Raw genomic sequence first — 22,564 nt, 5'->3', positions numbered from 1 at the left:
GGGAGCATCCCTGTTTGGAAAATTTGACGCAGGATACAGCGGTCGGGCGAAGCTGTCTCACCGGGGGCTTTTAGGGCAGAATCCACGCCTATTCGCCGTTCGGTCCCTGTGTCGATGAGTTGCAACAGTCAGAAAGTCAACGCGCTGCGCCGGCAGATTCCCTCGTTCGAGTGTGTCCCGGGTTGCCACGACTGCTGTGGGCCGGTGACCACGTCCACCGAGGAAATGTCGCGCCTGCCGCGCAAGACCGCTGCCGAGCAGGAAGCGGCGATGGACGAGCTCAACTGCGTGCACCTTGGCCCCAATGGCTGCACCGTGTACGACGAGCGCCCGCTGATTTGCCGCTTGTTCGGCACCACGCCGACCTTGCCATGCCCCAACGACCGCCGCCCGGTGGAGTTGATCCACCCACGGGTGGAAAAGCAGATTCATGCGTACATGGCGTCGACGCGTCAGGTCTTGGTCTAGCGGATGTCCCCGCTCCCACATTGGCCTGTGGTGCTGTCTTAATCCGGGATCGGCAGGTTCAGGCTCTCTTTCACCTCTTCCATCACGATATAGCTCTTGGACTCCCGTACGTGGGGCAGCTTGAGCAGGATATCGCCGAGCAACTTGCGGTACGACGCCATCTCCGAAATGCGCGCCTTCACCAGATAGTCGAAATCCCCCGACACCAGGTGGCACTCCAGCACGTGGGGCAGTTTCAGCACGGCGCGTCGGAATTCTTCAAAGGTGTCGCCGGACTTGTAGTCGAGGCTGATCTCGACAAACACCAGCAGGCTGCCCTTCAAATGCTGCGGGTTGAGCCGGGCGTTGTAGCCCATGATGATCCCTTCGCGCTCCAGGCGCCGGACCCGCTCGGTGCAGGGCGTGGTCGATAGCCCGACCTTTTCCCCCAGCTCCGTAAACGAAATTCGCCCGTCGGCCTGCAGGATGCGCAGGATGTTGCGGTCGATCTTGTCCAGCTCCCGCTTGGTCTGAGTGTTGGTCCGCATAGGGGATGCTCCTCCGTGAAAAGGGTTTTTGCCGAGAATTGTCGCCAAATATAGGCAGTTATATAGTGAAATGCACTGGTGATTGCTTTTTATACTGCCCACATCTTTGTGCTGAACAACAAACGTCAGCGGTCAAGCCGTGATGAGGGAATAAAAATGCGCGTTCTGGTCTTGGGTAGCGGTGTCATTGGCGTGGCCAGTGCCTACTATTTGGCACGAGCTGGTTTTGAAGTGGTCGTGGTCGACCGTCAGCCGGCTGTGGCCATGGAGACCAGTTTCGCCAACGCCGGGCAGATCTCGCCGGGCTACGCCTCGCCTTGGGCTGCGCCGGGTGTGCCGCTCAAGGCCATCAAATGGCTGCTGGAGCGCCACGCACCCCTGGCGATCAAGGCCACTGCCGATATCGACCAGTACCTGTGGATGGCGCAGATGCTGCGCAACTGCACCGCCAGCCGTTATGCGGTGAACAAGGAGCGTATGGTGCGCCTGTCCGAATACAGCCGCGATTGCATCGACGAGCTGCGTGCCGAGACCGGCATCGCCTACGAAGGGCGCACCCTGGGGACTACCCAACTGTTCCGTACCCAGGCTCAGCTGGACGGTGCTGCCAAGGACATCGCCGTGTTGAAAGAGTCCGGTGTGCCTTACGAGCTGCTGGACCGCGCCGGCATTGCCCGGGTTGAACCAGCCCTGGCCAGCGTCACCGATATCCTCGCCGGTGCCCTGCGCCTGCCGAATGACCAGACCGGCGACTGTCAGATGTTTACCACCCGTCTTGCCGACATGTGCAAGCAACTGGGTGTCGAATTCCGCTTCGAGCAAGATATCCAGCGCCTGGACTACGCCGGTGACCGGATCAACGGCGTGTGGATCGACGGCAAGCTGGAAACTGCCGACCGCTACGTGCTGGCCCTCGGCAGCTACTCGCCGAAATTGCTCAAGCCGCTGGGAATCAAGGCGCCGGTGTACCCGCTCAAGGGTTACTCGATGACCGTGCCGATCACCAACCCGGCGATGGCCCCGACCTCGACCATTCTCGATGAGACCTACAAGGTCGCGATCACCCGTTTCGACAACCGTATTCGCGTCGGTGGCATGGCTGAGATAGCCGGTTTTGACCTGTCGCTGAACCCGCGTCGGCGGGAAACCCTGGAGATGATCGTCAACGACCTTTATCCTCAGGGCGGTGATTTGAGCCAGGCCAGTTTCTGGACCGGCCTGCGCCCGACCACGCCAGACGGCACGCCGATCGTGGGTGCTACCCCGTTCAAAAACCTGTTTCTGAACACCGGCCACGGCACCCTCGGTTGGACCATGGCCTGTGGCTCTGGTCGTTTGCTGGCCGACCTGATGGCGAAGAAAACCCCGCAAATCAGTGCCGAAGGCCTCGATATTTCCCGTTATGGCAACCACCAGGAGTCTGCAAAACATGTCAATCCAGCGCCAGCTCACCAATGAGCGCATGAGCCAGATCGTTGTTCACAGCGGTACCGTGTATCTGGCAGGGCAGGTCGGCGACGACATGAGTGCCGGGATTGAACAGCAGACCCGCGAAACCCTCGTCAATATTGAGCGTTTGCTGGACCTGGCCGGTACCGACAAGACCAAGCTGCTGTCGGTGACCATCTACCTGAAAGACATTGACGCCGATTTCGCCGGGATGAACGCGGTATGGGACAAGTGGCTGCCAAAAGGCGTCGCGCCGGCCCGTGCCACGGTTGAAGCGAAACTCTGCGAACCGGAAATCCTGGTGGAGCTGTCGGTTGTGGCCGCTCTGCCGTAAGCAAAAAATCCTCTCCCGGTGCCTGCGTTGTCAGCGGGTACCGGTTTTTTCTTCCCACCGCCGCCTAGAAGCCTGCCGCCATGCGTCCTGCCCGTGCCCTGATCGACCTCCAAGCCCTGCGCCATAACTACCAACTGGCCCGTGAAGTCACGGGTGGGGCCAAGGCCCTCGCCGTGATCAAGGCGGACGCCTACGGCCACGGTGCCGTGCGCGTTGCCCAGGCGCTGGAAGCCGAAGCGGACGGGTTTGCCGTGGCCTGCATCGAGGAAGCGCTGGAGCTGCGGGCTGCCGGGATCCGCGGGCCGGTGCTGTTGCTCGAAGGTTTTTTCGAAGCCGACGAGCTGCCGCTGATCATCGAACATGATTTCTGGTGCGTGGTGCATTCGCTGTGGCAGCTGGACGCGATTGAACAGGCGCAACTCAGCAAGCCGCTGACCGTCTGGCTCAAGCTAGATTCGGGCATGCACCGTGTTGGCTTGCACCCCAAGGATTATCACGACGCTTACCAGCGCCTGCTGGCCAGCGGCAAAGTCGCGAAGATCGTGCTGATGAGCCACTTCGCCCGCGCCGATGAGCTGGACAGCACCAGCAGCGAAGAGCAAGTAGCGGTGTTTGAAGCGGCGCGCCAGGGCTTGTCGGCCCAGGTCAGCCTGCGCAACTCGCCGTCGGTGCTGGGCTGGCCGAACGTTTCCAGTGACTGGGTACGCCCGGGCATCATGCTCTACGGCGCCACGCCGTTTGGCGAAGGCCAGGCCATCGCCGCGCGTTTGCAGCCGGTGATGACCCTCGAATCGAAAGTCATCTGCGTACGTGAACTGCCGGCCGGCGAACCTGTGGGCTACGGCGCCAGGTTCATTACCCCGAAACCGATGCGCATCGGGGTAGTTGCCATGGGCTACGCCGACGGCTACCCGCGCCACGCACCCACCGGCACCCCGGTGCTGGTGGCCGGCCAGCGCAGCCAGTTGCTGGGCCGTGTGTCGATGGACATGCTGTGTGTCGACCTGACCGACGTGCCCCAGGCCGGGCTCGGTTCCACCGTCGAATTGTGGGGCAAAAACATCCTCGCCAGTGACGTTGCCACCGCCGCCGACACCATTCCGTACCAGATCTTCTGCAACCTGCGCCGAGTGCCACGGCTCTATTCCGGCGCTTGAGCGGCACCCACGAATGGCAGATCCCGGGATTTAGGCCAAAGTGTTGTAAATACTGAACGCTGTCGCCATGATAACGCTCAATTACAACAACGCCTGAATCCTAGGAGGCTCCTGCATTGGACGTCGGCGAACGACTGCAATCCATCCGTAAACTGAAAGGTCTTTCCCAGCGTGAGCTAGCCAAGCGCGCGGGCGTCACCAACAGCACCATTTCGATGATCGAAAAAAACAGTGTCAGCCCCTCCATCAGCTCCTTGCGCAAGGTGCTGGGCGGCATTCCCATGTCGATGGTGGAGTTCTTTTCCGAGGAGATCCTCCAGGAAAAACCGACCCAGATCGTCTATAAAGCCAATGAGCTGATCGATATCTCCGACGGCGCCGTCACCATGAAACTGGTGGGCCGCGCGCATCCGAGCCGGGCGATTGCGTTCCTCAACGAGATCTACCCGCCAGGCGCTGATACCGGCGAAGAGATGCTCACCCACGAGGGCGAGGAAACCGGGATCCTGGTGGAAGGTCGCCTGGAGCTGGTGGTCGGCCTTGAAACTTTTGTGCTCGAAGCCGGCGATAGCTACTACTTTGAAAGCACCAAGCCGCACCGTTTTCGCAATCCGTTCGAAGTGCCGGCGCGACTAATCAGCGCAGCCACACCCGCGAACTTTTAAGAAAAGAGGCGTCCTGCCTATGTCGCAGAGACGCCCGTAGCAGCATTCTGTCTTGCTGAATCTCCCCTTGGTTAATAGGGTTGTTTCGGCGGGGCGGGCTAACCGTTATACTTTCGCCGCCTGCGAAACCGTGGCCGCAGGCGTGAATAGCCACCATTGAGGGTGAACGCGTGAACCTAATTATGAAAATGCTGGCTGCACCAGCAACCGTACTGGCCCTATGGGCTGTCAGCGCTCAAGCTGCGACCAATGATGAAATTGCCAAGCGCCTGGAGCCTGTAGGCCAGGTGTGCGTCCAGGGGCAAGAGTGCAAGGGGATGGAAGTGGCAGTGGCTGCGGGCGGCGGCGGCGGTGCGAAATCGCCGGATGACGTAATCGCCAAGCACTGCAACGCTTGCCACGGTACCGGCCTGTTGGGCGCACCGAAAATCGGTGACACCGCCGCCTGGAAAGACCGCGCGGACCATCAGGGTGGCCTCGATGGTCTGCTGGCCAAGGCCATTACCGGTCTGAACGCCATGCCGCCAAAAGGCACCTGCGCCGATTGCTCGGATGCCGAGCTTAAAGGCGCGATCGAGAAGATGTCGGGTCTGAAATAAACCGATCTTCGCCAAAAGAGCCGCTGACCAGCGGCTTTTTTGTGCCCGCGATTTGCCTTTTGAGGCTGTTCTTTGCAGCAAAGACCCGGCAAGCTCGGTCCAACCCCAATTCATGGAATGTTCGGGAGAAGTCGGATGGTGCAGTTGTGTTCAATCGAGCAAGCAGTCGACGACGTACTGGCACGGCTGCCGGCGCATATTCACATGGGCATGCCCCTGGGCCTGGGCAAACCCAACCTGTTCGTCAACGCGCTGTACCGGCGTATCGCCAAGTTGCCGGACCGGGCGCTGACCATCTACACAGCCCTGGCCCTGGGTCGCCCTACCTTGGGCGATGGTTTGCAGAAGCGCTTTCTCGAGCCCTTTATCGAACGGGTCTTCGGTGACTATCCCGAGCTGGACTTCCTCGCCGCACTGCGCAAGGACAGCCTGCCGTCGAACATTCACGTGCAGCAGTTCTTCATGCAGCCCGGCAGTTTGCTTCACAGCCTTTCGGCGCAGCAGGATTACGTCAGCAGCAACTACAGCCACGCCGCCCGTGATATCAATGCCGCCGGCCTGAACCTCGTCGCGCAACTGGTGGCCAGCAGCGCCGAACATCCGGATCGCCTGAGCCTGAGCTGCAACCCCGACATCACCCTCGACCTGTTGCCGATGATCGCCAAGCGCCGCGAGGCCGGTGAAACCATCCTGGTGGTGGGCCAGGTTCACAGCGATTTGCCCTACATGCCCGGCGACGCCGAGCTGGGCATGGATGAGTTCGACTTCCTGATCGACGAGAAGGACAGCACCACGCTGTTCTCCACCCCGAACATGCCGGTGGGTTTCCAGGATCACTTTATCGGTTTGCACGCCAGCACCCTGGTGCGCGACGGCGGTACCTTGCAGATCGGCATCGGCTCCATGGGCGATGCACTGACTGCGGCCTTGCTGGCGCGCCAGGCCGATAACGAGGCGTATCGCCTGTTGCTCACCGACCTGGATGTGTACCAATGGGCACCGCTGATCAGCCACGAAGGCGGCGTCGCGCCGTTTGCCCGTGGCCTGTACGGTTGCAGCGAAATGTTCGTCAACGGCCTGCTGGTGCTGGCCGATGCCGGGATTGTGCGGCGCAAGGTATACCCGGACGTCGCGACCCAGGAGCGGGCCAACGCCGGCACCCTGGACGAAGCGGCACAGACCGACGGCATCTCGGTGCATGGCGGCTTCTTCCTCGGGCCTCGTAGCTTTTACGAGCGTTTGCGGGACTTGCCACAGAGCAAGCGCCTGGAATTCAACATGACCCGCATCAGCTACATCAACGAGCTGTACGGCCAGGAAGAACTCAAGCGTTTGCAGCGCCTGGATGCGCGCTTCATCAACAGCGCGTTTACCGTGACCCTGTTGGGCGCGGGCGTGGCCGACCAGTTGGAAGACGGCCGCGTGCTCAGCGGTGTTGGCGGGCAATACAACTTTGTCGCCCAGGGCCATGCGCTGGAAGGCGCGCGCTCGATCCTGATCCTGCGCAGCTGGCGCGAATCGGGCGGCGAGGTCAGTTCCAATATCGTCTGGGAATACGGCCACTGCACGATCCCCCGGCACCTGCGAGACATCGTCATCACCGAATACGGCATCGCGGATTTACGCGGGCAGACTGATGCCAGGGTGATCGAGGCGCTGCTGAATATCACCGACTCACGGTTCCAGGAAGATTTGATCGAGCAGGCGCAGAAGGCCGGGAAGTTGCCGAAGGATTTCCAGCTGGATCCGCGGTTTGCCGACAACACGCCGGAGCGTCTGCAGGGGATTCAGGCGCGGCATCCACGGCTGTTCCCGGAGTATCCGCTGGGCAGTGACTTCACCGATGAAGAGCGGGATTTGTTGCGGGCGTTGAACTGGCTCAAGAGCAAATTCAAGCTGACGGAGATTCTGGAGCTGGGCAAGGCGGCGCTGGATGCACCGGAGCCGGAAGCGTTTCCCGAGCATTTGGTACGGATGCGACTGGATAAGCCGGAGGGGTTGAAGGAGGACTTGTATCAGCGCCTGTTGCTAGCGGGCCTACAAGCTACCGCGCACTAACAAACACAGGAGATCAAATGTGGGAGCGGGCTTGCTCGCGAAAGCGGTGTGTCAGTCACCGGATAGGTCGACTGATCCACCGCTTTCGCGAGCAAGCCCGCTCCCACATGTTTAACCGTGCCCGCACCGATTACTCGATAAAGGTCACAACCCCACCCGCCAACGACTGCACCCGCGCCAGCGACTCAACCCGGTAACCCTGGGCATCCAGCTCCGCACGGCCACCCTGGAACGACTTCTCGATCACGATCCCCAAACCTGCAACGGTCGCGCCGGCCTGTTTGATGATCGAGATCAGCGCCTGGGACGCCTTACCGTTGGCCAGAAAGTCGTCAATGATCAGCACGCGGTCGCTGCTGGTCAGGTGGCGCGGGGAAATCGCCACGGTGCTTTCGGTTTTCTTGGTGAAGGAATACACCGTCGCCGACAGCAGGTTTTCGGTCAGGGTCAGGGACTGTTGCTTGCGGGCGAAAATCACCGGCACGCCGAGGTTCAGGCCGGTCATGATCGCCGGTGCAATGCCCGAGGCTTCGATGGTGACGATCTTGGTGATCCCCGAATCCTTGAACAACGCAGCAAACTCGTCACCGATCAGTTTCATCAGCGCCGGGTCGATCTGGTGGTTCAGAAAGGCGTCGACCTTGAGTACCTGATCGGAAAGCACGATGCCTTCTTCGCGAATTTTCTTGTGCAGTGCTTCCACGAAAGCTTCCTCTGTTGGCGCAACACGCGCCGAAAGTAGATTAAAAAGTAGTCGATTCTAGCGCTTTAACATCGCGCGTATATCCGCCAGTGCGGTGTTGCCGCGAACGGCTTTGACTTCGGTCGGTGTGTCGTCGTTGCCTTCCCAGGCCAGGTCGTCCGGCGGCAGTTCGTCGAGGAACCGGCTGGGGGCACAATCGATGATCTCGCCGTACTGCTTGCGCTTGGCGGCAAAGGTGAAGGCCAATGTCTGACGCGCGCGGGTAATGCCCACGTAGGCCAGGCGCCGTTCTTCCTCGATGGTGTCGGCTTCGATGCTGGAGCGGTGCGGGAGGATTTCCTCTTCCATGCCCATGATGAACACGTAGGGGAATTCCAGGCCCTTGGACGCATGCAAGGTCATCATCTGCACGCCTTCGGCGCCGTCTTCCTCTTCCTGCTGGCGTTCAAGCATGTCCCGCAGCACAAGCTTGCCGATGGCGTCCTCGACGGTCATCTCGCCTTCTTCGTCCTTCTCCAGGGTATTTTTCAACGCCTCGATCAGGAACCACACGTTGCCCATGCGGTAATCGGCAGCCTTGTCGCTGGAGCTGTTGGTGCGCAGCCAGTTCTCGTAGTCGATGTCCATGACCATGCTGCGCAGGGCGCTGATCGGGTCTTCGCCGGCGCACTGCTCGCGCACCTTGTCCATGAAGCGCTTGAAGCGCGCCAGGCGGTCGGTGAAACGAGTGTCGAGGTGCTCGCCCAGGCCGATTTCGTCGGTGGCGGCGTACATCGAGATCTTGCGTTCGGTGGCGTAGTTGCCGAGCTTTTCCAGGGTAGTCGAACCGATTTCTCGGCGTGGGACGTTGATCACCCGCAGGAAGGCGTTGTCGTCGTCCGGGTTCACGATCAGCCGGAAGTAGGCCATCAGGTCTTTCACTTCCTGGCGTCCGAAAAAGCTGTTGCCGCCCGACAGGCGATAAGGAATCTGGTGGTGCTGCAGCTTCAGCTCGATCAGCTTGGCCTGGTAGTTGCCGCGGTACAGGATCGCGAAATCGCTGTAGGGCCGGTCGGTGCGCAGGTGCAGCGTGAGCAGTTCGACGGCCACGCGCTCGGCTTCGGCGTCTTCGTTGCGGCAGCGGATCACGCGGATCTCGTCGCCGTGGCCCATCTCGCTCCACAGTTGCTTTTCAAACTCGTGGGGGTTGTTGGAGATCAGCACGTTGGCGCAACGCAGGATGCGGCTGGTGGAGCGGTAGTTCTGCTCCAGCATCACCACTTTCAGGGACGGGTAGTCGTCCTTGAGCAGCATCAGGTTTTCCGGGCGGGCGCCGCGCCAGGCGTAGATCGACTGGTCGTCATCGCCTACCACGGTGAACTGGTTGCGCTTGCCGATCAGCAGCTTCACCAGCAGGTATTGGCTGGCGTTGGTGTCCTGGTATTCGTCCACCAGCAGGTAGCGGACTTTGTTCTGCCACTTTTCGAGGATGTCGGCATGTTCCTGGAACAGCTTCACCGGCAGCAGGATCAGGTCGTCGAAGTCCACCGCGTTGAACGCCTTCAGCGTGCGCTGGTAGTGGGTGTAGACAATGGCGGCAGTCTGCTCCTTGGGGTTGCGCGCAGCTTCCAGGGCTTCGGCGGGCAGGATCAGGTCGTTTTTCCACGAGCCGATCATGTTCTTGATCTCGTCGACGCCGTCGTCGCCCGCGTATTCCTTCTGCATGATGTCGGTCATCAGCGCCTTGACGTCTGTCTCGTCAAAGATCGAGAAGCCCGGCTTGTAGCCCAACCGCACGTGTTCCTTGCGGATGATGTTCAGCCCCAGGTTGTGGAAGGTACACACGGTGAGGCCACGGCCTTCGCCACCCTTGAGCAGGGTGCCGACGCGCTCTTTCATTTCCCGCGCCGCCTTGTTGGTAAAGGTCATGGCGACGATGTACTGGGCACGGATGCCACAGCTCTGGATCAGGTGCGCGATCTTGCGGGTGATCACGCTGGTCTTGCCGGAACCGGCACCGGCGAGCACCAATAGAGGGCCGCCGACGTAGTTCACGGCTTCTTGCTGCCGGGGATTGAGTCGGGACATACGAAATTCAGGAGGTCATTGATCAAAAGGGCGGGCATTTTAACAGGCTGGCAAGATTCTGCTGCCTCTGAACGACAGTGTGACGTACCACTCGATCTAAATTTGCCGGTTTTGTTACTTTGCCGCAGGATGTGCAGGGTATTTAGGACTATTGTTCGGTCTAGAGCTGCACAGTGCGCATTTGATAACCCATATCATTGGTCATTATCGGGGCGCACGTCATAATGCCCGCCGCCAACGAAATTTTGCAGAGTCTAGGGAGCTAGCTTGTCTACGCCTGTCGAACCCTTGCGTTTGCTGCTGCTGGCCGATGAGCCAGCGTGGGCAGCGTTATTGCGCGAGTGCCTGGCGCCGATGGGCGACGGAGCTGTGCTGATCAGCGCGCCAAACTGGGAGTCTGTGAGCAACCTGTTCGACGACGATCACAGCGCGGTGCTGTTGACCACGGCCAACCTTCAGCCCGGCCCCGGTCGCTGCAGCTTGCCAACGGTATTGCTGTTGGAAGAGGAACCCCTGGTTTCACCCCTCGGCGTCAGCGACTGGCTGATCCTGAATGCATTGGATGTCGATACATTGCGCCGTTGCCTGCGGCATGTGCGCGAGCGCGGTGTGCTGGAAAACACCCTGCAACGCCTGGCCGAACAGGACCCGCTGACCGGTATCGCCAACCGCCAGGGCTTCCAGACCCTGTTGACCGCCCGCCTGGCGGAAAACGAAGGCCGTGGCGTTGCCCTCGGCCACCTCGACCTGGACAACTTCCGTCACGCCAACGACGCCCTCGGCCACCAGGCCGGCGACCGGCTGATCCTGCAAGTGGTCTCGCGGCTCAAGAGCCAGCTGGAGGCCGGCGATCAACTGGCGCGCCTGGGCAGCGACGAATTTGCCCTGCTGATCGACACCCGCCGTGCGCCCCAGCGCGCCGAATGGATGGCCGAGCGCATCGTCGAAGCCATGGCCGAACCCTATTGGGTCGATGGCGAAAGCCTGCTGATCGGTTGTAGCCTCGGCGTGGCCCATGCCCGCGCCAAGGCCGGCGCCGACCCGTTGATGTGGCACGCCCACATCGCCATGCAGCAAGCCAAAAGCACCCAGGGCTGCACCTTTCATATCTTCAACGAACGCATCAACCGCAATGCCCGCAGCCTCGCCGACCTTGAAAGCGAGCTGCGCCGGGCGTTGCGTCGTGACGAACTGGAGCTGCATTACCAGCCCCGCCTGGACCTCGACGATGGGCATATCGTCGGCCTGGAAGCACTGGTGCGCTGGCGCCACGGTGAGCGCGGCCTGTTGCCGCCGAGCGAGTTCGTGCCGCTGGCCGAGCAGAGCGGCTTGATCGTGCCGCTGGGCTACTGGGTGATTTCCCGGGCCCTGCGCGACATGCAGGACCTGCGCGAACGCGGGATTGCGCCGTTGCACATGGCGGTCAACCTGTCGTTCCGCCAGTTTCAGGACAGCCAACTGCTCAGCACCCTCAGCCGGCTGATTGCCGAGCGCGGCGTGGAAGCCCAGTGGCTGGAATTTGAGCTGACGGAAACCGCCGTGATGCGCCGCAGCGACCTGGTCAAGCAGACCATGGATGCGCTGGGCCGCCTGGGCGTGCGCTTTTCCCTGGATGACTTTGGCACCGGCTTTTCGTCGTTCGTGCACCTCAACAGCCTGCCGATTGCCTTGCTGAAGATCGACAAGAGCTTTGTCGGCGGCATGGAAGAGCGCGAAGAGAATCGCAAGCTGGTGCACGCCATGATCAACCTGGCTCATAACCTGAACCTGGAAGTGGTCGCCGAGGGCGTGGAAACCGCCGAGCAACTGGCGTTGCTGCGGTTGTTCGGCTGCGATCAGGCCCAGGGTTACCTGATCAGCAAGCCGTTGCCGTTGGCGGAACTGGTGGACTACCTGACGTTTGGTGACAGCCAGGAACAGGTGGGCGGCGTGATCTGATGTTGTGAACCCGATCAAAAATGTGGGAGCGGGCTTGCTCGCGAATGCGGTATTTCAGCCAACCAATTCATGGCTGACCCACCGCATTCGCGAGCAAGCCCGCTCCCACATTTGACCGAGTACAGCCGTTACTCCGGCTGCGCGGCTTGAAATCCGCGGTGGGTTTCAGGCTCCTGGCGAATCATCCGCTTCATCTTCCGTTCAAACGCCCAGGTCAGGCTGACTGCCGCGCACGCCAGGCCCAGGGCCAGGCCCCACCAAACGCCCGTCGGCCCCCAGCCGAGATTGAACGCCATCAACCATGCGGCCGGTGCGCCGATCAGCCAGTAGCAGCCCAGCCCGACCAGGAAGGTGGTCTTGGCATCCTTGAGTCCGCGAATACAGCCCATGGCGATGGTCTGCACGCCGTCGAACAGCTCAAACCATGCGGCCACCGCCAGCAGGCTGACGGCGAGGTTGATCACGTCGCGAAACGCCGGGTCATGCTGGTCGAGGAACAGGCTGATCAGTGGGTGCGAGAACAACCACAGCACCGCTGCAAAGCCCAGCATCACCACTGCGCCAAAGCCTATGCCAACTCGCCCGGCCAGCCGCGCTTCCAGCAACTGCCCGGCACCGTAATGCTGGCCGATACGCATGGTGATCGCGTACGACATGCCCGCCGGCACCATGAACGCCACCGACACGATCTGCAGGGCGATCTGGTGCGCAGCCAGCTGCGTGCTGCCCATGGTGCCCATGCACAGCGCGGCGAACGCAAACAGCCCGACTTCCACCGCATAGGTGCCACCAATCGGCAGGCCCAGGCGCCACAGTTCCCGCAGGTAATGCAGGTTGGGCCGCAGCAGACCCTTGCGCAGCGGATACGCGTCGTAGGCACGGTTGTATTTGATGTACCAGATCAGCGCCAGGGCCATGCAGTTGGCAACGATGGCGGTGACCAGGCCAATGCCCACCAGCCCGAGTTTCGGCAGGCCGAACATGCCTTCGATCAACGCGTGGTTGAGCAGGTAGTTGATCACCGTGCCGCCCAGGCTGATCACCATCACCGGCGTGGCCTTGCCGATAGCACTGGTGAAGCCGCGCAGGGCCATGAACGTCAGGTAGCCGGGCAGGGCGAACGGCAGGATGGTCAGGAACTGGCCGGCGGACGCGACGTTGGTTTCGGTCTGGCCGAACATCAGCAGCACTGGCTTGAGGTTCCACAGCAGCAAACCAGCCACCAGCGCCATCAACCAGGCCAGCCACAGCCCGGCCTGGGTCAGGCGGGTGGCGCCTTCGATGTCGCCGGCGCCCTGGCGGATCGCGACCAGCGTGCCCACGGCAGCGATCACGCCGATGCAGAAAATCGACACGAACGAATAGCTCGCCGCACCCAGGCCTCCGCCGGCCAGGGCCTCGGGGCTCAGGCGGGCCATCATCAGGGTGTCGGTCAGCACCATCAGCATGTGGGCCAACTGTGAGGCAATCAGCGGCCCTGACAGCCGCAGAATGGCCCAGAGTTCGGTACGTGCCGGATGCTGCATGATCATCACGCTCAAAAAGTCAGGGAGGGGTGGAAGGGTTGATTCTCGGCGCCCACAGCGCATTGCACAAAGGGATAAATCCGATGGTTCGCATGATTAAAACTCATGCCTGAATGATTCTGGTAGGGTTTCGATATTGCGCCGTCGGAGTTTTCGCCATGTCTCGTCGTCTTCCTCCTCTTTACGCCTTGCGCGCGTTTGAAGCTGCGTCCCGCTACAACTCGTTCACCCGGGCGGCGGAAGAGTTGTCGATTACCCAAAGTGCGGTGAGCCGGCACATTCGTACCCTGGAAGAGCATTTCGCCTGCCGCCTGTTCCAGCGCAGCGGCCGCACCTTGCAACTCACCGAGGCAGCGCGCCTGTTGCTGCCGGGCGTGCGTGAAGGCTTTGCGGCCCTGGAGCGCGCCTGCCATACCTTGAATGCCGAGGACGACATCCTGCGCATGAAGGCGCCGTCCACCCTGACCATGCGCTGGCTGCTGGCGCGGCTCAGTCGCTTCCGGCACCTGCAGCCGGGCAATGAAGTGCAACTGACCAGCGCCTGGATGAGCGTCGATGAGGTGGATTTCAACCAGGAACCATTCGATTGCGCGGTGTTGCTGAGCAACGGGCATTTCCCGCCGGACTGGGAAGCCAGCTACCTGTTTCCGGAGTTGCTGATTCCGGTGGGCGCGCCGAACCTGTTGAGCGACGGACCCTGGGACGTTGCGCGCCTGGCCGCTGCCGAACTGCTGCACCCGACGCCGGACCGGCGTGACTGGCGTAACTGGCTGGAGCGCATGGGGCTGTCATCCCAGGTTTCGCTCAAGGGCGGGCAGGTGTTCGACACCTTGGAGTTGGGCATGATCGCCGCCGCCCGAGGGTACGGCGTGTCCATGGGCGACTTGCTGATGGTGGCCGAAGACGTGGCCCAGGGCCGCCTGAGTCTGCCATGGCCCACCGCTGTGGCCAGTGGGGAAAATTACTATCTGGTGTGGCCGAAGACCCGGCCGGGTGGCGAGCGTTTGCGACGGCTGGGTGACTTTCTCCAGGGCGAAGTGCAGGCCATGGAATTGCCCCAGGTCGAGCGCCTCGACTGAGTGGATTGCGCACCGGCCAGCAATCGTTTGCGCGATACCCCTGTGATTCGCTCAAGTATTGAGCCTGCCCGCCGAAGTAGGGTTGTTGGAACTACCGTTCTGCAACGTTTCCCCTATTAGAATTTTGCCGAGCAGCGCTATGAGATCAGGATGATCCTGGCCTCGGCCAGGAGCCTTCATGTCTCAACCTCGCGCCCGGATTGCCTCTCAACTGGGGCTTGCCCTCGCCGTGATACTGGCTGTCGTCATCAGCGGCAGCACGGTATTCGCGTTGCGTTCGCTGGACTCCGCCAACCTCGACACCCGCGAGGAGCACCTGGCCAGCGAGGCCCGCTTGCTGGCCGACCAGCTCAATACCTTCCACAGCACCTTGCGCGAAAGTACCCAGCGTTTGAGCGGGCTGTTTGAAAAGCGCTTCAGCGCCGGCTTGAGTACGCGCCCTGAGCAACCGGTGACGGTGGCGGGCGTGCAGACGCCGGGCCTGTACCTGGGCGAGGAAGTGCTCAACAACAACTTCGCTGAAGTCGATGAGTTCAAGCAGATGTCCGGCGGCGTGGCGACCTTGTTCGTACGCAGCGGCGAGGACTTTATCCGCGTCAGCACCTCCCTGACCAAGCAGGATGGCAGCCGCGCCATCGGTACGGCGCTGGATCACCAGCATCCGGCCTATCAACGCTTGCTGGGCGGACAGGGCTACGTTGGCCGCGCGGTGTTGTTCGATCGCTCCTACATGACCCAGTACAGCCCGGTGCGGGACGCCAGCGGCAAAGTGATTGCGGTGCTGTTTGTCGGCTTCGACTACACCGATGCGCAGAACGCCCAGTTCGACAACCTCAAGCGTTTCCGCATCGGCCAGACCGGTTCCCTGGCGCTGCTGGACGAACAGAAGCACTGGCTGGTACCGCCCGCTGGCGTGCAGGCGCTGGATCAGTCGATTCCGGTGATGCTCGACCTGGCCGCCAAACCTGGAAAAGGCCGTTTCTGGAGCGACAAGAACGAAGATTTCTACAGCGTTGCCGTGCCGTTTGAAGGCGGCCCGTGGTCGGTGGTGGCGAGCATGCCGAAAGCCGAAATTCGCGCGGTGACCTGGTCGGTGGGGATTCGCCTGGCGATCGGCAGCTTGCTCGCGATGCTGCTGGCGGTGGGCGCGGCGGTCTGGTTGCTGCGCAGCAAGTTGCAGCCATTGGGCGACCTGGTGCGTCAGGCCGAAGCCCTGGGCGCCGGTGATTTGAGCGCACGGCTGAACGTTTCCAGCCATGATGAAATCGGCCAACTAGCCCGCAGTTTCAACCAGATGGGCGAAGCGCTGTCGACCATGGTGTCGCATATCCGCAAGGCGGCTGAAGACGTGAACAGCCGCGCCCAGGCACTGTCGGGGTTGTCCGGCGGTGCGTACGAAGGCATGGAGCAACAGTCCGGCGAGATCACCAGCATGGCCGGCGCGGTGGAAGAGTTCAGCGCCACCTCGCTGAATATTGCCGACAACATGGGCAACACCGAACGCCTGGCCCAGGACAACGCCCAGCAAACCAGGATCGGCCGCACCTCGATGCAAGAAGCGTCGTCGTCCCTGGAACACATCGCCACCGCGCTGAACAGCACGGCCACGGTGATCAACACCCTGGGCCAGCGCTCCCAGGAAATCGGCGGGATCGTCGGAGTGATCACCGCGATTGCCGAACAGACCAACCTGCTGGCGCTCAACGCCGCCATCGAAGCGGCGCGGGCCGGTGAGCAGGGGCGCGGGTTTGCGGTGGTGGCCGATGAAGTGCGCAACCTCGCATCGCGCACTCGTCAGGCCACGGATGAGATTTCCGGGATGATCCAGAGTATCCAGCAGGAAACCGGCAACGCCATCAGCACCATGGAGCAAGGCAACGTGCTGATGCAGGAAGGCCTGGCTCGCAACGCTGACGTCGCCTCTGCGCTGGCGCGGATCGACGAGCAAAGCCGCTCGGCGGGCCAGCAGTTTGCGGCCATTACCACGGCGACCCAGGAGCAGAGCAGCACGGCGACCCTGCTGAGCAGCAACTTGCAGAGCATCGCCCTGGCCAACAGCGAGCAGCGTGAAGTGGTGTCCAACCTTGCGATCACCGCCAAGGAACTGGAGACCCTGGCGGCGGGCTTGCGGCATGAGGTTGACCGGTTTCGTTGATTGACTGTTCGGGCCTCATCGCGGGCAAGCCCGCTCCCACAGTTGACCGTGTTGTTCTGGAGTACGCGGTCCACTGTGGGAGCCGGGCTTGCCCGCGATGACGGCCGACCCGACGCGTCAAACGTCGGATCGGTCGCCCAGCCCCGGGTCCACACGCTTGCCAATGTCCTTGAGTCGCGCCAGTTGGTCGACCATCCCTGGCGCTTCATCCAGGCTGCTGACAAAGGTCCACAGGTAAGTCATCACCGCATACACGTGGCCGGCCTTGACCGCCGGCGACAGCGCCAGCTGGCTGATGGCAACCACAAACAGCAGTGCCGCCAGCGTACCGATAAACAGGAACGCGGCAGCCTCGCGGTCCGACAGCCAGATCCGCAGGCGTGACAACACCTGGTAGTGGCGCCGCAAGGTCTGCGCGCCGACCTTTTCCACCAGGCCGATTTCCTTTTCCAGGCGGTCATTCAAGCGCTCATGCAGCTCCTGATTGCGCCGGGCGAAACGTGGCAACAAGGTTGTGCACAGCACCAGCGCCGTCAGGCAGGCCAGGCCGATCCACGGCTCGATCACCAACAGCATCACTGCCGCACCGACGATCGACACCAGCGCCGTCGCGATGATTGGCACGTGTTTTTCGAAAAAATCCACAAAGTCCCGCGCCAACACTACCCGCGCCGCTGCCCGTGAGGTGCTGTGGTTTTGCAGGCGCTGGTTGAGAATCACCGGCACCGCAAGGTCCGCGTAGATACGGGTGAAGGTGCGCGTATCCAGCGCCCGTCGCGCCGCCCCGACCACCCAGAACGCCAGCACCACGGCGGCGTAGAACAGCGCGCTGCCGGCATCGCCGCGGATGATCGAGTCCACCGCGAACCCCGCAAACAGTGGGTAGGCCAGCAGCAATGCGTTCTCCAGGGCCACCAGCGACAAGGTGCAGAACAACTTGCCGGGATAGGCCTTGGCGATCGCCTTGAGGGTTTGGCTGGCGGATTGTTGCCCGAACTTTTTGCTTTCTTCGATCAGGATCTGGGGTGTTACGGATGACATGGGGTGCACCGAGAGTGAGATAAACGCTATTATTGAGCGACTGCTCAAGTATCCTTGAGCGACCGCTCAAAAAGCAAGCGCCGTCGATCTGCCGGTGCCTGAAGGAAAAGCCTCATGTCGCGTATCGACCGTAAAGACCAGATCATCGCCGCCGCCCTGGAGCTGTTTCGCAGCAAAGGGTTTGCCGATGTTTCCACCCGCGACCTGGCGGAGCATGCCGGGCTGTCCCGCAGCCACGTCTATCACTACTTCAGCGACTGGAAAGAGCTGCGCCGCGAAGCGTTCGTGCGGTTCGCCAACGAGCAACTGGACGAGGTGAGGGCGCCGCTGGTGGATCTGCCGCCATTGGAAGCCCTCGAAGGGTTCCTGCGTGACTGCCTGCCCTCCACGGCAGACGCCGGTTGGGCGCTATGGCTGGATGCCTGGGACGAAGCCATGCATGACGAGCCATTGGCCCAGGCCTACCTGGTGATCAACGCCCAATGGCAAGCCATGCTCGCCGAGATCATCGAGCAAGGTGTGGCGGCCAAAGTGTTCCGCTGTGAGTCGCCCAAGCGCGCTGCGCGACAACTCTTTGCCGTAGCGATGGGCTATGCCGATGACTTGTTGCTCAAACCCTCCGTTGAGTCAGCTGAAGCGGTGATGGATGAGGTGATGGAAGTGGCGGGGCTGCTTCTGGCGTTGCCTAGGACGCGCTAGCAGGGCGGTACTGCAAGGCCTCCGCCAGATGATGGCGTGCGATGGCTTCCACTTGTTCCAGGTCGGCCAGGGTGCGGGCGACCTTGAGCAGGCGATGGGCCGCCCGCAACGACAGCGTCAGCCGTTCGCAGGCGCTTTCCAGCCAGCCTTCATCAGCCTTTTCCAGTTTGCAGTGCTGGCGTAGCCCCGGCAGGTCGAGAAACGCATTGGCGCAGCCCTGGCGCCGTTGTTGGCGGTCCCGGGCATCGGCGACGAGGACGGAGGCGCTGGCGGTATCATCACCGGACTGTATGCCCGGGTTCAGCGCGGTGCTTTCCCGGGCGACGGTCACGTGCAGGTCGATCCGGTCCAGCAGCGGCCCCGAGAGTTTGTTGCGATAGCGCTGAATCTGCTCCGGCGTGCAGCGACAGCGCCCACTGGGCTCGCCCACATAGCCGCAAGGGCAGGGGTTCATTGCCGCCACCAACTGAAAGCGCGCCGGGAAACGCACCCGGTCGCGAGCGCGGGAAATCACGATATGCCCGGACTCCAGCGGCTCACGTAGCACCTCCAGGACCTTGCGATCAAACTCCGGCAACTCGTCGAGAAACAACACACCGTGATGGGCCAGGGTTATTTCCCCCGGCTGCGGTTTCGAGCCGCCGCCCACCAGCGCCGGGCCGGATGCCGAATGATGCGGCTGGCGAAATGGCCGGTGTGGCCAATGGCTCAGCGGCGCTAGGCTGACCACCGATTGAATCGCCGCCACCTCCAGCGCTTCCTGTTCACTCAAGGGCGGCAACAACCCTGGTAGACGGCTGGCGAGCAAGGTCTTGCCGGTGCCCGGTGGCCCGCTGAGCAACAGGTTGTGGGCGCCCGCCGCAGCGATCAACAGCGCACGCTTGGCTGCCAGTTGGCCCTGCACTTCACTCAGGTCCGGGTAGGGTTTGTTCAAGTACATCAGGCCACTGGAAACGAAGGGCTCGATCGGCACGTGACCGTTCAGGTGCGCCACCACTTGCAGCAGGTGATCCACGGCAATCACCTTCAACCCCGAAGCCAGGCAGGCTTCCTCGGCATTGGCCCGCGGCACGATCAAGGTGCGCCCGACCTTGCGCGCCGCCAGGGCTGCGGGCAACACACCTTTCACCGGCCGTACCTCACCGGACAGCGCCAGCTCGCCCAGGCATTCCACGTTATCGAGGGTCAGCGCCGGTACCTGCACGCTGGCGGCGAGAATCCCCAGGGCAATCGCCAAATCAAAGCGCCCGCCGTCCTTGGGGAGGTCGGCGGGTGCGAGGTTGAGGGTGATGCGGCGGGACGGGTATTGCAGCGCAGAATTGAGAATGGCGCTGCGCACGCGGTCTTTGCTTTCCTTGACGGCGGTTTCCGGCAGGCCCACCAGCGTCAGCGACGGCAAGCCGTTGGCCATGTGCACCTCGACAGTGACGGCGGGCGCTTCGACGCCTATCTGGGCGCGACTATGGACGATGGCGAGGGACATGCTGGTTCCTTGAAATGAGTGGCCGCTTCCTGCGGTTTTTCAAGGGTAGTTGAGTGATGGCGACGCGCGGCGGCGAGGTTTTACAGAACGTATCGCGCTAGCGGTCCGACGGCGGCACACACAGAAACTCCTTCGCCAACGTCAACCACGCCTGCGCCGCAAACGACAACTTGCACTGCCGACGCCACGCCAGCATCAGTCGCCAGTTCAGCGCCGGCGACTGTATTTCCGCGATGCTGAACTGGCTCGCATCAAGGGTTTCGCAGAATGCCCGGGGCAGCAGGGTGATGCCCACGCCCAGTCGTACCAGGGAGGCGATAAAGTCCCATTGGCTGCTGCGGCCACTGATCCGCGGCTCAAAACCGGCTTGTGCACAGGCATCAAGTACGAATTGGTTCAGGGTGAAGGTGTCATCGTAAAAGATGAATTCGCAGGCTTGCAGTTCGCTCAGCTCTACCGAGCTGCGTCCCTGCCAGGGAGAGTCATGGGGCGCGAGCAGGCACAGTGGCGATTCGAACAGGGGCATGGATTCGAATTCGGACCAGATATCCGCCACGCGCGGCGAGTCCAGGATGGTGCCGAACTCCAGCGTGCCCTGGCGCAGATCCTGGATGGTGATATTGCCGCCGCTTTCGAACAGTTTCAGTTCGATCTTCGGGTAACGGGCGTGATACTCCGCAAAAATCGGCGCCAGTGCGAGGTGGGTCGAGGGCGAAAGCCCCATGCGCAGGGCGCCGCGCCCGACATGCTGCAAGTCTTGCAGCTCTACCGTCATTTCATCGTGCAGCGCGATCATTTCCTTGGCGCGCTTGAGCACAATTTCCCCGGCGTCCGTCAGGGTGAAGCGTTTTCCCATGCGGTCGAGCAGCTTCAGGCCAAGGCTCGACTCCAATTGCTGCACCATCTTGCTGACTGTTGGCTGGGTCAGGTGCAGCTTCACAGCGGCTTTGGTAAAGCTCTGCTGGTCGACGACTTCTACGAAATAACGGAGCGCCCGGATGTCCATCTTGCATTCCAATTTTGCATGGTTTTCATAATATTAATTCATTATATCTTTAAAAAATGGCTGGATAAGATTTGTTACATCTGTTCCCAGCCAGCGCTTCCATGACGCCTTAAGGGCCTTGCCAGACGCTTCCATGGCCAGATTTCTCGCAGTGTATGAATCAAAGGCAACGCTATTTCTGGAGAGCAACTGTGCTTAACAAAACGCGTCATTCTTTTTCCGGTTCTGATGAGATGTCTCAGGGAGCGCGCTTCGTTAAGGAGTTGCTGGCGCAGGCGCAGATCGAGGTCAACGGGCCATCGGCTGCCGATATGCAACTGCACCACAGTGCCACATTTGATCTCGCCCTGGCCAAGGGCAATCTGGGCCTTGGCGAAGACTACATGGATGGCGGCTGGGACGCCGAGGCGCTGGATGAGTTTTTTTTCCGCCTCATGCGCTCCGGCGTGATCGACCAGGCCAACCCGGCCACCTTGTTGTTTCACGCGTTCAGCTCCCGCTGGCTGAACCTGCAAAACAAGAAACGCGCCTGGCAAGTCGGCGAAGCACATTACGACCTCGGCAATGACTTCTACGCGCGCATGCTCGACTCGCGCATGACCTACACCTGTGGCTACTGGAAAGATGCCACCACCCTGGAGCAGGCGCAGTTCGCCAAGCTGGACCTGATCTGTAAAAAACTGGGGCTCAAGCCGGGCATGCGCGTGCTGGATATCGGCTGTGGCTGGGGCAGTTTCATGAGCCATGCGGCCGAGCACTACGGGGTCGAGTGTGTCGGCGTGACCATCTCCAAGGAGCAGGCGGAGTGGGGGCGGGCCAAGTATTCACATCTGCCGATCGAGTTTCGTCTGCAGGACTATCGGGATATCGACGAGCAGTTCGACCATATCGCCAGTGTCGGCATGTTCGAGCATGTGGGGCGCAAGAACCATCGGGCGTATATGGAGGTCGCCAACCGCTGCCTGAAAGACGATGGGTTGTTCCTGCTACACACTATCGGCAAGAACCAACGCAACAGCACGCCGGATCCGTGGATCGACAAATACATCTTTCCCAACGGTGATTTGCCTTCGATCGGGCAGATCGGCGACGCCATGGACGGGTTATTTGTTGCCGAGGATTTGCACAACTTTGGCGCCGACTACGACAAGACGCTGATGGCCTGGTGCGAAAACTTCGAACTGGCGTGGCCGGATTTCGCAGACACCTTTGGCCAGCGTTTCTACCGGATGTGGCGCTATTACCTGCTGTCGTGTGCAGGGGCGTTTCGCGCGCGGGATATCCAGCTGTGGCAGTGGGTATTGTCGAAGAAGGGGGTTGTCGGCGGGTATCAGCGGGTGAGCTGAGGGTTGCAACGGTTTAACGGGGACAGGTGAAACCTGCCCCGGTTGGGCCGGCTTATTCGGCGGCAGGCGTCAATCGCGCTTCCAGCTCCGCCACCTTGGCCTCAAGGCTTTCCAACCGCGCCCGAGTGCGCGCCAGCACCACCATCTGGCTATCAAACTCTTCCCGGCTTACCAGGTCCAGCTTGCTGAAACCGCTTTGCAGCAGTGCCTTGAACTGGCTTTCAATTTCATTGCGTGGCAGCGGCGTGTCGCTGCTGAACAGGC

Annotated in this window: 20 protein-coding genes; 12 read left to right on the top strand and 8 right to left on the bottom strand. The window is 61.5% G+C overall.

Features of this window, described 5'->3' with window-relative positions:
• Positions 1-114 precede the first annotated feature (114 nt).
• The gene (locus HYE77_RS07055) at positions 115-468 is read left to right on the top strand and encodes a YkgJ family cysteine cluster protein (protein ID WP_008439419.1); all 354 of its coding nucleotides are present in this window, start codon (positions 115-117) and stop codon (positions 466-468) included.
• A gap of 38 nt (positions 469-506) precedes the next feature.
• Here the strand turns inward: HYE77_RS07055 and HYE77_RS07050 are convergent, their stop codons facing one another.
• Complete coding sequence (locus tag HYE77_RS07050) at positions 507-995, bottom strand: Lrp/AsnC ligand binding domain-containing protein (protein WP_003206849.1); 489 nt, start codon at positions 993-995, stop codon at positions 507-509.
• 156 nt (positions 996-1,151) lie between these two features.
• On the opposite strand from HYE77_RS07050, the gene dadA reads away from it, so the two are divergent.
• From dadA to HYE77_RS07020, 6 genes are all read left to right on the top strand, one after another.
• The gene (gene dadA / locus HYE77_RS07045; RefSeq protein ID WP_003208750.1) at positions 1,152-2,453 is read left to right on the top strand and encodes a D-amino acid dehydrogenase; all 1,302 of its coding nucleotides are present in this window, start codon (positions 1,152-1,154) and stop codon (positions 2,451-2,453) included.
• Positions 2,425-2,778, top strand: coding sequence for a RidA family protein (locus tag HYE77_RS07040; RefSeq protein ID WP_003208752.1), 354 nt, complete (start codon positions 2,425-2,427; stop codon positions 2,776-2,778). Before dadA ends, HYE77_RS07040 begins: the two co-directional genes overlap by 29 nt.
• Positions 2,779-2,858: 80 nt before the next feature.
• Positions 2,859-3,935, top strand: coding sequence for an alanine racemase (gene alr / locus HYE77_RS07035; protein ID WP_003208753.1), 1,077 nt, complete (start codon positions 2,859-2,861; stop codon positions 3,933-3,935).
• A 116-nt stretch (positions 3,936-4,051) separates the two neighbouring features.
• Positions 4,052-4,600, top strand: a complete 549-nt coding sequence (locus HYE77_RS07030; protein WP_003208755.1) for a cupin domain-containing protein — start codon at positions 4,052-4,054, stop codon at positions 4,598-4,600.
• A gap of 182 nt (positions 4,601-4,782) precedes the next feature.
• Positions 4,783-5,199, top strand: coding sequence for a cytochrome c5 family protein (locus HYE77_RS07025; protein WP_003208757.1), 417 nt, complete (start codon positions 4,783-4,785; stop codon positions 5,197-5,199).
• Positions 5,200-5,334: 135 nt separating this feature from the next.
• On the top strand, positions 5,335-7,257 hold the full coding sequence (locus tag HYE77_RS07020; RefSeq protein WP_003208758.1) for an acetyl-CoA hydrolase/transferase C-terminal domain-containing protein: 1,923 nt from the start codon (positions 5,335-5,337) through the stop codon (positions 7,255-7,257).
• Positions 7,258-7,387: 130 nt separating this feature from the next.
• Here HYE77_RS07020 and HYE77_RS07015 read toward each other — a convergent pair whose 3' ends face one another.
• Both HYE77_RS07015 and rep read right to left on the bottom strand, forming a co-directional pair.
• Positions 7,388-7,960: a xanthine phosphoribosyltransferase gene (locus HYE77_RS07015; RefSeq protein ID WP_008439415.1), complete on the bottom strand. Its 573-nt coding sequence runs from the start codon at positions 7,958-7,960 to the stop codon at positions 7,388-7,390.
• Between the two features lie 57 nt (positions 7,961-8,017).
• Positions 8,018-10,027, bottom strand: a complete 2,010-nt coding sequence (rep, locus tag HYE77_RS07010; protein WP_008439414.1) for a DNA helicase Rep — start codon at positions 10,025-10,027, stop codon at positions 8,018-8,020.
• Between the two features lie 267 nt (positions 10,028-10,294).
• Here rep and HYE77_RS07005 point away from each other — a divergent pair, with 267 nt between their 5' ends.
• Entirely contained in the window at positions 10,295-11,965 is a 1,671-nt protein-coding gene (locus tag HYE77_RS07005; protein ID WP_177068596.1) for a bifunctional diguanylate cyclase/phosphodiesterase, read from the top strand.
• 128 nt (positions 11,966-12,093) lie between these two features.
• On the opposite strand, the gene HYE77_RS07000 is transcribed toward HYE77_RS07005, so the two are convergent.
• Positions 12,094-13,497: a NorM family multidrug efflux MATE transporter gene (locus tag HYE77_RS07000; RefSeq protein WP_177068595.1), complete on the bottom strand. Its 1,404-nt coding sequence runs from the start codon at positions 13,495-13,497 to the stop codon at positions 12,094-12,096.
• A gap of 152 nt (positions 13,498-13,649) precedes the next feature.
• On the opposite strand from HYE77_RS07000, the gene HYE77_RS06995 reads away from it, so the two are divergent.
• On the top strand, positions 13,650-14,570 hold the full coding sequence (locus tag HYE77_RS06995) for a LysR substrate-binding domain-containing protein (RefSeq protein ID WP_177068594.1): 921 nt from the start codon (positions 13,650-13,652) through the stop codon (positions 14,568-14,570).
• Positions 14,571-14,748: 178 nt separating this feature from the next.
• On the top strand, positions 14,749-16,725 hold the full coding sequence (locus tag HYE77_RS06990) for a methyl-accepting chemotaxis protein (RefSeq protein WP_008439409.1): 1,977 nt from the start codon (positions 14,749-14,751) through the stop codon (positions 16,723-16,725).
• Positions 16,726-16,842: 117 nt separating this feature from the next.
• Here HYE77_RS06990 and HYE77_RS06985 read toward each other — a convergent pair whose 3' ends face one another.
• Complete coding sequence (locus HYE77_RS06985) at positions 16,843-17,766, bottom strand: ABC transporter six-transmembrane domain-containing protein (RefSeq protein ID WP_177068593.1); 924 nt, start codon at positions 17,764-17,766, stop codon at positions 16,843-16,845.
• Between the two features lie 114 nt (positions 17,767-17,880).
• Between HYE77_RS06985 and HYE77_RS06980 the strand changes: the two genes are divergently transcribed.
• Positions 17,881-18,465, top strand: coding sequence for a TetR/AcrR family transcriptional regulator (locus tag HYE77_RS06980; protein WP_003208775.1), 585 nt, complete (start codon positions 17,881-17,883; stop codon positions 18,463-18,465).
• Here the strand turns inward: HYE77_RS06980 and HYE77_RS06975 are convergent.
• A complete protein-coding gene (locus HYE77_RS06975; RefSeq protein ID WP_003208777.1) occupies positions 18,452-19,948 on the bottom strand; it encodes a YifB family Mg chelatase-like AAA ATPase in 1,497 nt (498 codons plus the stop codon). The two genes, HYE77_RS06980 and HYE77_RS06975, sit on opposite strands and share 14 nt — an antisense overlap.
• Before the next feature lie 97 nt (positions 19,949-20,045).
• On the bottom strand, positions 20,046-20,954 hold the full coding sequence (locus HYE77_RS06970; RefSeq protein WP_003208779.1) for a LysR family transcriptional regulator: 909 nt from the start codon (positions 20,952-20,954) through the stop codon (positions 20,046-20,048).
• Positions 20,955-21,217: 263 nt separating this feature from the next.
• Between HYE77_RS06970 and cfa the strand changes: the two genes are divergently transcribed.
• Positions 21,218-22,300 (top strand): cyclopropane fatty acyl phospholipid synthase, encoded by a 1,083-nt coding sequence (gene cfa, locus HYE77_RS06965; protein ID WP_003208781.1) that lies wholly within the window; start codon positions 21,218-21,220, stop codon positions 22,298-22,300.
• Between the two features lie 52 nt (positions 22,301-22,352).
• Here cfa and HYE77_RS06960 read toward each other — a convergent pair whose 3' ends face one another.
• A complete protein-coding gene (locus HYE77_RS06960; RefSeq protein WP_371103568.1) occupies positions 22,353-22,562 on the bottom strand; it encodes an accessory factor UbiK family protein in 210 nt (69 codons plus the stop codon).
• Positions 22,563-22,564: the final 2 nt, after the last annotated feature.

It is taken from the genome of Pseudomonas sp. IPO3774, assembly GCF_013386835.1.
Classification (GTDB): domain Bacteria; phylum Pseudomonadota; class Gammaproteobacteria; order Pseudomonadales; family Pseudomonadaceae; genus Aquipseudomonas.
Note: the sequence above shows the minus strand (reverse complement) of the source record. Positions and strands in the feature narration are given on the sequence as shown.